General features: G+C 67.3%; 13 protein-coding genes. 12 read left to right on the forward strand and 1 reads right to left on the reverse strand.

What is annotated here, in order from left to right; all coding sequences use genetic code 11:
- Positions 1–58: 58 nt before the first annotated feature.
- The 4 genes from ribH (at position 59) to hisF (ending at position 2657) form a co-directional block, all read left to right on the forward strand.
- Entirely contained in the window at positions 59–541 is a 483-nt protein-coding gene (gene ribH / locus FHJ30_RS08915; RefSeq protein WP_139028948.1) for a 6,7-dimethyl-8-ribityllumazine synthase, read from the forward strand.
- A gap of 107 nt (positions 542–648) precedes the next feature.
- A complete protein-coding gene (locus FHJ30_RS08920; RefSeq protein WP_015936881.1) occupies positions 649–912 on the forward strand; it encodes a phosphoribosyl-ATP diphosphatase in 264 nt (87 codons plus the stop codon).
- Between the two features lie 91 nt (positions 913–1003).
- Positions 1004–1864, forward strand: a complete 861-nt coding sequence (gene hisG, locus FHJ30_RS08925) for an ATP phosphoribosyltransferase (protein WP_139028949.1) — start codon at positions 1004–1006, stop codon at positions 1862–1864.
- Between the two features lie 16 nt (positions 1865–1880).
- Entirely contained in the window at positions 1881–2657 is a 777-nt protein-coding gene (hisF, locus tag FHJ30_RS08930) for an imidazole glycerol phosphate synthase subunit HisF (protein ID WP_139028950.1), read from the forward strand.
- A gap of 81 nt (positions 2658–2738) precedes the next feature.
- Here the strand turns inward: hisF and FHJ30_RS08935 are convergent, their stop codons facing one another.
- Positions 2739–3383 (reverse strand): TIGR03085 family metal-binding protein, encoded by a 645-nt coding sequence (locus tag FHJ30_RS08935; protein ID WP_139028951.1) that lies wholly within the window; start codon positions 3381–3383, stop codon positions 2739–2741.
- Positions 3384–3495: 112 nt separating this feature from the next.
- Between FHJ30_RS08935 and hisI the strand changes: the two genes are divergently transcribed.
- The 8 genes from hisI to lgt all read left to right on the forward strand — a co-directional run bounded on the left by hisI (position 3496) and on the right by lgt (position 10948).
- Positions 3496–3930 (forward strand): phosphoribosyl-AMP cyclohydrolase, encoded by a 435-nt coding sequence (gene hisI / locus FHJ30_RS08940; RefSeq protein WP_139028952.1) that lies wholly within the window; start codon positions 3496–3498, stop codon positions 3928–3930.
- Positions 3931–4079: 149 nt separating this feature from the next.
- A complete protein-coding gene (locus tag FHJ30_RS08945; protein WP_139028953.1) occupies positions 4080–5642 on the forward strand; it encodes an anthranilate synthase component I in 1563 nt (520 codons plus the stop codon).
- Positions 5639–6274, forward strand: a complete 636-nt coding sequence (locus FHJ30_RS08950) for a Trp biosynthesis-associated membrane protein (protein WP_139028954.1) — start codon at positions 5639–5641, stop codon at positions 6272–6274. The genes FHJ30_RS08945 and FHJ30_RS08950 overlap by 4 nt, the downstream gene beginning before the upstream one ends.
- A 104-nt stretch (positions 6275–6378) precedes the next feature.
- Positions 6379–6666 (forward strand): HGxxPAAW family protein, encoded by a 288-nt coding sequence (locus FHJ30_RS08955; RefSeq protein ID WP_050055433.1) that lies wholly within the window; start codon positions 6379–6381, stop codon positions 6664–6666.
- A complete protein-coding gene (trpC, locus tag FHJ30_RS08960; protein WP_139028955.1) occupies positions 6666–7487 on the forward strand; it encodes an indole-3-glycerol phosphate synthase TrpC in 822 nt (273 codons plus the stop codon). Before FHJ30_RS08955 ends, trpC begins: the two co-directional genes overlap by 1 nt.
- A gap of 120 nt (positions 7488–7607) precedes the next feature.
- The gene (gene trpB / locus FHJ30_RS08965) at positions 7608–8948 is read left to right on the forward strand and encodes a tryptophan synthase subunit beta (protein WP_139028956.1); all 1341 of its coding nucleotides are present in this window, start codon (positions 7608–7610) and stop codon (positions 8946–8948) included.
- The gene (gene trpA, locus FHJ30_RS08970) at positions 8945–9790 is read left to right on the forward strand and encodes a tryptophan synthase subunit alpha (RefSeq protein WP_139028957.1); all 846 of its coding nucleotides are present in this window, start codon (positions 8945–8947) and stop codon (positions 9788–9790) included. The genes trpB and trpA overlap by 4 nt, the downstream gene beginning before the upstream one ends.
- Positions 9791–9793: 3 nt before the next feature.
- A complete protein-coding gene (gene lgt / locus FHJ30_RS08975; protein WP_139028958.1) occupies positions 9794–10948 on the forward strand; it encodes a prolipoprotein diacylglyceryl transferase in 1155 nt (384 codons plus the stop codon).
- The last annotated feature ends 73 nt before the right edge of the window (positions 10949–11021 follow it).

The raw sequence follows: 11021 nt of genomic DNA on the forward strand, positions 1-11021 counted from the left end.
CAGACTTCCCCCACACAACACTGACCCCACACAAGACTGAACGGAACAGAACTGACTTATGAGCGGACACGGCGCCCCCGACATTGACCTGACCACCCTCAACCCCGCGGAAACGTCGCAGCTGCGGCTTGCCATCGTTGCGGCCAGCTGGCACACGCAGATCATGGACGGACTCCTGGACGGCGCACTCCGGGCCGCGAAGGACGCCGGGATTGCCGAGCCCACCGTCCTGCGCGTCCCAGGCAGCTTCGAGCTTCCCGTGGCTGCCGCGCGGTTGGCACCGCACTTCGACGCCGTGGTTGCCCTCGGCGTCGTCATCCGCGGCGGCACCCCGCACTTTGAGTACGTCTGCCAGGCTGCGACGTCGGGCCTCACCGACGTCAGCGTACGCACCGGCGTCCCGGTGGGCTTCGGTGTCCTGACGTGCGATACCGAACAGCAGGGCCTGGACCGGGCGGGGCTCCCGGGCTCCAAGGAAGACAAGGGCCACGAGGCCGTCACCGCGGCCCTGGCCACCGCCGTCGTGCTCAAGCAGTACTGAAGCCAGCGCGCCCCGCCTGGCGGGCGCGTGTGTATTCGCTCACATCGCGCCCGTCATGCAACGGCCCGGGAAGCGCCCTTCGGGCCGCAGCAAGTAGGCTGGAGGGCGTGAAGAATTTCGAGACGCTGTTCGCTGAGCTCAGCGAGAAGGCAGCCACCCGCCCGGAAGGCTCCCGCACCGTCGCTGAATTGGACTCCGGTGTGCACGGCATCGGCAAGAAAGTCGTTGAGGAAGCAGCCGAAGTGTGGATGGCTGCCGAATATGAATCCGATGAAGCCGCGGCCGAGGAAATCTCCCAGCTGCTGTACCACCTGCAGGTCCTGATGCTCGCCAAAGGCCTCACCCTGGAAGACGTCTACAAGCATCTCTAGCCACCGGTCCGGCGCGCGCCCCAGCCGCCGGTGCCCGCTGTGGCCTGCATTGCCTGACTCCTAGACTTTTTACAATCCAGAAAGATTTCCCATGCTGCGAGTAGCCGTCCCCAACAAGGGCTCCCTGTCCGAAGCCGCGTCCGCCATGCTGTCCGAAGCTGGGTACCGCCAGCGCCGCGATTCCCGTGAGCTGGTGATGGTGGACCCGGACAATGACATCGAGTTTTTCTTCCTCCGTCCCCGCGACATCGCCGTGTACGTCGGCCAGGGAACGCTCGACGTCGGCATCACCGGACGCGACCTCCTGCTGGACGCGGAGGTGGAGGCTGAGGAACTGCTTCCGCTTGGCTTTGCTGCCTCCACGTTCCGTTTTGCCGGCCCCGTTGGCGACTTTGCCAAGGTTGAGGAACTGGAAGGCAAGCGGCTGGCCACCAGCTACGACGGCCTGCTCCGCGGCTACCTTGCCGAGCGCGGCATCAAGGCCAAGGTTGTCCGCCTGGACGGCGCCGTGGAATCCTCGGTCCGGCTGGGCGTCGCGGACGCCATCGCGGACGTCGTGGAAACCGGCAACACCCTCAAGGCCGCCGGGATGGAAATCTTCGGCGAACCCATCCTCAAGTCTGAAGCCGTCCTGATCCGCCGGACCGGCAACGGCGGTGCCGCAAACGGCACGGCCAAGGAGATCGAGGTCCTCATCCGCCGCCTGCAGGGTGTGCTGGTTGCACGCCAGTACGTGCTCATGGACTACGACATCCGCAAGGAGCTCGTGGAGCAGGCCGCCGCACTCACGCCAGGCCTGGAATCGCCCACGGTCTCACCACTGCGGGACTCCGACTGGGTAGCCGTCCGTTCCATGGTGCCCAAGCGGGAAACCAACCGGATCATGGACGAGCTGTACGATCTCGGTGCGCGCGCCATCCTGGTCAGCAGCATCCACGCCTGCCGCATCTGATTTCCAGGAGAACCCCATGGCTGTAGCTGTACGAGTCATTCCCTGCCTCGACGTGGACGCCGGGCGCGTCGTCAAAGGCGTCAACTTCGAGGGCCTGCGCGACGCCGGGGACCCGGTGGAGCTGGCACACCGCTACGACAACGCCGGGGCGGATGAACTGACGTTCCTGGACGTGACGGCGTCCTCCGGCAACCGGGAAACCACCTTCGACGTGGTCCGCCGCACCGCAGAGGAAGTCTTCATTCCGCTGACGGTGGGCGGTGGCGTCCGTGGAGTTGCCGAGGTGGACAAGCTGCTGCGCTACGGCGCAGACAAGGCCTCCATCAACACTGCCGCGGTTGCGCGGCCCGATGTCATCGACGAGATCACCCGGCACTTCGGTTCCCAGGTCCTGGTCCTGTCCGTGGATGCCCGCCGCACCCGCCCGGGGTCCCAGCCGACGCCGTCGGGATTTGAAGTGACTACGCACGGTGGGCGCACCGGCACCGGCATCGATGCCATTGAATGGGCCAGGGAAGCCGCCGACCGCGGCGTGGGGGAGATCCTGCTGAACTCCATTGACGCCGACGGCACCAAGGACGGGTTCGACCTCGAACTCATCAAGCTGGTCCGGGCTGCCGTCAAGGTGCCCATCATCGCCTCAGGCGGAGCGGGGGAGCCGGCGCACTTTCCGCCGGCGGTCGCGGCGGGCGCCGACGCCGTCCTGGCGGCATCCATCTTCCACTGGGGCCCTGACGACATGATGTCCCAGGTGAAGGACGCCATCCGGGACGCGGGTTTCGAAGTCCGCTGAAGCGTGTCCCCGCCCAACTAGGTAGCGCTAAGTGTCGTTTTGAGGGCTCATAACGACACTTAGCGCTACTCAGTTGGGGGGCTAGAGGCCTACTTCGGCTGACTGGAGAAGCGCGACGGCGTCCGGCTGGCCTTCGAAGGTCACCAGGGCGTGGCGGGTACGGCCGTGGGCGTGCATCAGCAGTTCGCCCGGCTCGCCCACGATGGCCACCGAAACAGGTGCCCGTTTGGCCACGTGGCGTGGCCCGGACGGACGCACCAGGACGATGCCCAGGTCGACGCCGCGGTAGAGGATGGCGGCGCGCTTGACGAGTTCGTCCCACAGGGCTTCGGAGTAGGCCTCGTCCAGTGCCCGCGGCGCCCAGCGGTCAACCGCCCGCCGGACATCCTCGGTGTGGACGAAGTACTCGATGAGGTTGGAGCTTTCGTCCAGCGCCTTGATGTTCATCGGCGACAATGCCGGCGGCCCCGCACGGAACGTGTTGACGAGCCGCGCATAGTCCTCGGCCGTGGTCAGTTTGGCTGCGAGCCTGGCAGTCGCCTGGTCGGAGGCCTTGGCCAGGCGCTTAATGATCAGGCCCAGCCCCACGGCGGCCTTGCGTTCGCGCAGGTAAAGGTGCGCGGCAAGGTCCCTGGTACGCCAGCCCCTGCAGAGCGTGGGCGCGTCAGGACCGGCCGCAAGCAGGGTCTCGGCAAGGACTTCTCGGGACGGTTCGACGAAATGCATCACTTGTGAAACTAGCACGACACGCGCAGAGTTGGGCAGCACGCCCGCGCCTGCTGGCGTGCCGTTGTTCACACACAATAGGGGGCCAGGCGGAGGCACTAGACTTGACCTGATGTCTGAGCAGCCCGCCCCCGTCCCGAACCCCGGTATTGCCGCGCCCGCAGCCCCTTCGCCCGGCCAGGCCCCGGCGAGCCCGCTGCCCGCTGAACTGGCCGCCGCGCTGAAGCGCGACAGCGCCGGCCTTGTGGCCGCCGTCGTCCAGCAGTACGACACCAACGAGGTCCTGATGCTGGGCTGGATGGATGACGAAGCCCTGCACCGGACCATGACCACCGGCCGCGTCACCTTCTACTCGCGCTCCCGCCAGGAGTACTGGCGCAAGGGGGACACCTCTGGGCATGTGCAATGGGTCAAATCGGTGGCAATGGACTGCGACGGCGACGCACTGCTCGTGCGCGTGGACCAGGTCGGGGCAGCCTGCCACACCGGCACCCGAACGTGCTTCGACGGCCGCGGCCTGGCCGTGGCAACAGGCCAGGCACACTGAATTCTTTCTGACCGCAGCCGGTTGCGGAACGGGAGGGGCCCGGGCCGCCCCTAGCAAGAACCTGTCAGTACACCCCCGGCATTACCGGCCTCCCGGCACCTGGGCCACCAGAACCGGCCCCCTACCAGAACAGGCGGAACAGCATAGCCATGCAGGACCTTGGAATCATCAGCCCCGGCCTTGAGGAGTTCCGGGAACTGGCCGGCCACAGCCGCGTCATCCCCGTCCGGCTCAAGGTGCTCGCGGACGCCGAGACACCCATCGGCCTGTACCGCAAGCTGGCGCAAGGGCAGCCTGGCACCTTCCTGATGGAGTCCGCTGCGGTGGGCGGCGCCTGGTCCCGTTACTCCTTTATCGGTGCCAAATCCCGCGCCACGCTGACCACCAAAGACGGCCAGGCGCACTGGCTGGGAGAACCGCCGGCGGGTGTCCCGGTGGACGGCAGTCCCGTGGACGCCATCCGCGATACCATCGAGGCCCTCCGCACCGACCGGTTCGACGGGCTGCCGCCCTTCACCTCAGGCCTGGTGGGATTCCTGGGCTGGGAGACGGTCCGGCACTGGGAACGCCTGGTGAGCCCGCCGGAGGATGACCTGCAGCTGCCGGAAATGGCGCTGAACCTGGTGACCGACATGGCCGTCCACGACAACGTCGACGGCACAGTGCTGCTGATCGCCAACGCCATCAACTTCGACAACAGCTCCGAACGCGTCGACGAGGCCTGGCACGATGCCGTGGCCAGGGTCAAGGCGCTCCTCGCGAAGGTCAGCACCCCGGTGGCGCAGCCCGTCTCGGTCCTTGTTCCGGCGGCCGTGGACTTCGCCTCCAGCGTCCAGGAACGCTGGGACGAGGCGGAGTACCTGGCGGCCCTGGACCGCGGCAAGGAAGCCATCGTTGACGGCGAGGTGTTCCAGGTGGTCATCTCGCGCCGCTTCGAAATGGAATGCAAGGCGTCCGCACTGGACGTCTACCGGGTCCTGCGGAACACCAACCCCAGCCCGTACATGTACATCTTCAGCCTGGAGGACGCCGAAGGCCGGGAGTACTCGATTGTTGGCTCCTCGCCCGAGGCCCTCGTCACCGTGACCGGCGAAGAGGTCATCACGCACCCCATCGCCGGCTCGCGCCCACGCGGCAAAACCGTGGAGGCGGACAAGGCCCTCGCCGAAGAGTTGCTGGCGGACCAGAAGGAACGCGCCGAACACCTGATGCTCGTGGACCTCTCGCGCAACGATCTTTCCAAGGTCTGCGTGGCGGGCACGGTGGACGTCACGCAGTTCATGGAGGTGGAGCGCTTCAGCCACATCATGCACCTGGTGTCCACCGTGGTGGGCCGGCTCTCGCCCAAGGCCAAAGCCTATGATGTGCTCAAGGCGACCTTCCCGGCGGGAACCCTGTCCGGGGCCCCGAAGCCCCGCGCCCTGCGCCTCCTGGACGAGCTTGAGCCGCACCGCCGGGGCATCTACGGCGGCGTGGTGGGCTACCTGGACTTCGCCGGTGACATGGACATGGCCATTGCCATCCGTTCAGCGCTGATCAGGGACGGGCGCGCCTACGTCCAGGCTGGCGGCGGCATCGTGGCGGACTCGGTCAACCCAACGGAGGCGCTGGAAACCGTCAACAAAGCCGCGGCTCCCCTCCGGGCGGTCCATACGGCGGGTTCCCTGCAGAACATCTCGGCGGACTCGCTTCCCGGGGCGGACTCCCGATGACAGGCAGCGGACCGGCAGCAGCGCCAGCGGGAACATCCGGCAAACGCATGCCGGCCTGGGCACGTACGTCCACGGTGGTGCTGCTTATCGCGGTCCTGGCGCTGGCGGTGTTCGGCACCACCACCCAAACCTGGATGACCGTGACGCTCGATCCGGACCAGGTGGGCCAGGCCGGAGCCGGGCAGAGCGCGCTTGAGGTGCAGGGGAGCAAGGCCGCCACCGCCGTCACGGCGCTGGCGCTGGTTGCCCTTGCCGGCGGCCTGGCAGCGGCCATTGCGGGCAGGATTGCGCGCTGGGTCATCACCGGCATCATCGTCCTGGCCTCCGCTGGAATTGTTGCCGCGGCTGCAACAGTTTTGGCCAACCCGCTGGCGGCCGCCCAGGGCGCCATCGCGGAAGCGACCGGCGTCACCGGAAGCCAGGCGCAGGTGACCATCACCGCCTTCCCCGTCCTCGCCGTCGTCGCGGGCTGCCTGCTGGCCCTCGCCGCCATGGCCATTCCGCCCGCGGCACGCCACTGGAAGGCACGGACGAAATATGACGTTCCGGCCGCAGGCAGCGCCGCGGCCGGCGGCCCAGTGGATGAAATCGACAGCTGGGACCGGCTTTCCCGCGGCGACGATCCGACCTGACCCGGCCGGGGCGCACTGCCGCTACCGGCAGGGTACCGGCGGATAAACGGGCACCGGCCAAAAAATGGCAGAATGTAAGCAGTATTCACCCTGAGGAGATTTCCATGAGCAAAGCACCTGCGTCCGTTTCCAAGTCCGGCACCCGAACCGTGGCCCCTGGCGCCATCGACCACAGCCAGGAACTTGGCCACGGCAACAGCCCCGCAGCGTGGACCTGCGTCATCGTCATGCTGGTGGGCGCCCTTATCGCCTCCATTGCCTTCGTGATCGCCAGCACGCCCATCTTCATCGCCGGCGCCGGCGTCATGGTGCTGGGCCTGATCCTGGGCTACATCATGCGCAAGGCAGGCTACGGCGTCGAAGGCAGCAAGCTGAAGAACTCCGGCCACTGATGTCCACTGTTCTCGATGACATCAACGCTGGTGTCAGGGAGGATATGGAGGCCCGGAAGCAGCTTGTTTCGCTGGCTGAACTGAAGGACCTGGCACAGGCTGCGGCACCTGCCCGCGATGCGTGGGCAGCCCTCGGCGGGACCTCCCCGTCGCGGGACGAGCTCAAAGTCATTGCCGAAATCAAGCGTCGTAGCCCCTCGAAGGGGGACCTCGCCGCCATCGGTGACCCCGCGTCCCTCGCCCGGCAGTATGCCGACGGCGGTGCCTCCGTCATCAGCGTCCTCACCGAGCAGCGCCGCTTCAATGGGTCCCTGGCGGACCTCGATGCGGTGCGCGCCGCCGTCGACGTTCCGCTCCTGCGGAAAGACTTCACGCTGGACGAGTACCAGATCTGGGAGGCCCGCGCCCACGGCGCGGACCTGGTCCTGCTTATCGTTGCCGCGCTCTCCGACGCGCAGCTTGCCGACTTCAGCGCCCTCAGCCGCGAACTCGGCATGAACGTCCTTGTGGAAACGCACACGGATGAGGAAATCGAGCGGGCGGTGGCCGCGCAGGCGCGCATCATCGGCGTCAACGTGCGGAACCTAAAGACGCTCGACGTCGACCGTTCAGTATTCGCGTCCCTGGCCGGGCAGATTCCGGCCGGCGCAGTAGTGGTTGCCGAGTCCGGCGTGCGCGACGCCGACGACGTCACCCACTACGCTGCCAGCGGCGCCAATGCCGTGCTGGTGGGCGAAGCGCTGGTCAGCCACTCGACACCGCAGGAGCGGATTGCCGAGTTCAAGGCCGCCGGCGCCGCCGCCATCGCCGCCCGGGGCTGAGGCGAAAGCACCTGCGCACAGACGGGCGGGCACCGATCCCCGCCCGTCGAACACGCCCGGGAGGCTGCCCCCGCCGGGACAACCACTTTTTGCACGACCAACTGGAACAGGACGGGACTGATGGCTGAAGCACCCTCCGGCAACGCCGACAACGATACCGACAACAACGCCACGGAAGCATTCCTGCAGGGCGGGTCCCTCAAGCACGCCCCCGGGCCGTATTTCGGCAGCTACGGCGGACGCTGGATGCCCGAATCCCTGATCGCCGCCCTGGACGAACTTGAGGAGACGTTCAACAAGGCCAAGGACGACCCCGAGTTCCGGGCGCAGATCGCGGACCTCAACAAGAACTATTCCGGCAGGCCGTCGCTGCTTACCGAAGCGAAGCGCTTCTCCGAGCACGCCGGGGGAGTCCGGGTGTTCCTCAAGCGCGAGGACCTGAACCACACCGGTTCGCACAAGATCAATAACGTCCTGGGCCAGGCGCTGTTGGCCAAGCGCATGGGCAAGACGCGCGTCATCGCCGAGACCGGCGCCGGCCAGCACGGCGTGGCCAGCGCCACCGCCGCCGCCCTGATGGGCCTGGAATGCGTTGTCTACATGGGCGCGGAGGACTGCCGCCGCCAGGCGCTCAACGTGGCCCGGATGGAACTGCTCGGCGCCACCGTCATTCCGGTGACCAGCGGCTCGCAGACCCTCAAGGACGCCATCAACGACGCCCTGCGCGACTGGGTGGCCAACGTGGACACCACCCACTACCTGCTGGGCACCGCAGCCGGGGCCCACCCCTTCCCCGCCATGGTCCGCTACTTCCACGAGGTCATCGGCGAGGAAGCCCGCGCCCAGATCCTCGAACAGGCCGGCCGGCTCCCGGACGCCGTCTGTGCCTGCATCGGCGGCGGCTCCAACGCCATCGGCATCTTCCACGGTTTCCTGGACGATCCGTCAGTGCGGATTTACGGCTTCGAAGCAGGCGGCGACGGCGTGGACACCGGACGCCACGCTGCCACCATCACCCTCGGCAAGCCCGGCGTCCTCCACGGAGCCCGGTCCTACCTGATGCAGGACGACGACGGCCAGACCATCGAGTCCCACTCGATCTCGGCGGGCCTCGACTACCCCGGCGTGGGCCCGGAGCACTCCTACCTCGCGGACATCGGCCGGGTGAGCTACGAGCCCATCACGGACAGCGAGGCCATGGAATCCTTCCGGCTGCTGTGCCGCACGGAGGGCATCATCCCCGCCATCGAGTCCTCGCACGCCCTGGCCGGCGCCATCAAGGTGGGCCAGCGGCTGGCTGCCGAAGCCGCCGAGGCCGGTGGTTCGGCGCAGGACAAGATCATCATCGTGAACCTTTCCGGGCGCGGGGACAAGGACGTTGCCACCGCAGCCGAATGGTTCGACCTGTTGGACAAGGATTCCGCCGAGTCGGAAATCGGCAAAGAGGGGGAGCAGCTGTGACCACTGCACAGACCACCAGCAAGTCGGCGGCAGCCATCGACAAGGCCCGCGCTGAAGGCCGCGCAGCCCTGATCGGCTACCTCCCCGCAGGCTACCCGAGCGTGGAGGAGACCATCGCGGCAGGCATCGCCCTGGCCCAAAACGGTGCCGACCTGATCGAGATCGGCATTCCCTACTCCGACCCCGTCATGGACGGCCAGGTCATCCAGGCAGCCACCACCGAGGCCCTCGCCAAGGGCTTCTCCGTCCGCCAGGTCTTTGACGTGGTGGCCGGCATCACCAGCAAGACCGACGCCGCCGTGCTGGTGATGACCTACTGGAACCCCGTGGTCCGGATGGGCGTCGACGAGTTCTCCCGCCGCCTGTCTGAAGCCGGGGGAGCAGGGCTCATCACCCCCGACCTCATCCCCGATGAAGCAGCCGAGTGGATGGAAGCATCGGACAAATACGGGCTCGACCGGGTGTTCCTGGTGGCGCCCTCTTCCACTGCCGAGCGCATGCAGCGCACCGTGGACGCGAGCCGCGGCTTCGTCTACGCCGTGTCGATCATGGGCGTCACAGGCGCGCGGACGTCCGTCAGCACCGCTGCAAAGGACGTGGTGGCGGCAGCGCACGCCGCCGGCGCCGAACGCGTGTGCGTCGGATTGGGCGTCTCCAACGCGGACCAGGTCCGCGAGATCGCCGCCTATGCCGAAGGCGTCATTGTGGGCACCGCGCTGGTGGCCGCAATCCGCGACGGCGGGGTGGATGCAGTTGCCGCCCTCACCAAGGACCTCAGCACCGGACTGAGTCGCGACACCGGACTGAGCCGTGACACCGGACTGACAGAGGAAGAAGCCTAGGCCATGCAGACCCTCCTCCAGGCAGCAGCAATGGTGCCGGCCAGCATCCCGAGCCCGGACTGGTCCGGCGTCGACATCCCCCTGCCGTGGGGAACGCTGCGCATCCACGCCTACGCCCTGTGCATCCTGGCCGGCATCGTGGTGGGCCTCTGGCTCACCTCCGTCCGCTGGGCCAAGCGCGGAGCACCTGAAGGAAGCGTCTGGGACATCGTGGTCTGGGCCATCCCCTTCGGCATCATCGGGGGCCGCCTGTACCACGTGGTCTCCTCGCCCGACGCCTACTTCGGCCCTGGCTTTGACGGCACCGGCGACCTGTCCCTGATCCCGCAGATCCAGCGCGGCGGCCTGGGCATCTGGGGTGCCGTGGTCCTCGGCGTTGTAGGCGCGTGGATCGGCTGCCGCCGCAGCGGCGTCAAGCTCAGCGCCTTCCTGGATGCTGCGGCCCCCGGACTGCTGCTTGCCCAGGCCGTAGGGCGCTGGGGCAACTACTTCAACCAGGAACTCTTTGGCGGGCCCACCACCCTGCCTTGGGGCCTGCAGATTGACGCCGACAACCCGAACTTTCCGGCCGGAACCCCGGCGGACACCCTGTTCCACCCCACGTTCCTGTACGAATCGCTGTGGAACGTGGCCGGCGTCGTCATCCTGCTCGCGCTGGACCGGAAGTTCAACTTCCGCCGCAGCAGGCTCTTCTGGCTCTACGCCATGTACTACACCCTGGGCCGGGTCTGGATCGAGGCGATGCGCATTGACGACGCGGAGCAGATCTCCCTGTTCGGCATCACCACCCGCCTGAACGTGTGGACCAGCATCTTCGTGTTCCTGGCCGCGCTCGTGGCGTTCATCCTGCTTGGAATGAAGAAGCGGACAGAGCCGGACAGCCCGTATCTTCCGGGCCGGGAGCCTGCCAGGGACGGTGAAGGCAAGGAGGCCCTGCAGGCTTCGGACGAGGTCCGGGATCCGGACCCTGTTGTCTCAGATAGTGAATCGCGTGATAATCTCCCTGATAACCAAAGCGGTTCCCGGCATGCTTCCGTCCCAACGGAAGAGGCCGCGGCTGCGCCGGCGGGCCCCACGCCCGGACCGGACGCAACAGTTGCCGGAAAGTCCGGCAGCACAGCCACAGGAAGCGCGCCGGAAGCCGGCACTACCAAGTAGCGCGCGGGCCAGGCAGGGCAGCAGAGCCACCGCTCGAAGCGCCCAATCACCACAGCGTCGTGGCAGCGGGGCC

Origin of the sequence: Arthrobacter sp. BB-1 (assembly GCF_006151685.1) — a bacterium.
Taxonomy (GTDB): Bacteria; Actinomycetota; Actinomycetes; order Actinomycetales; family Micrococcaceae; genus Arthrobacter.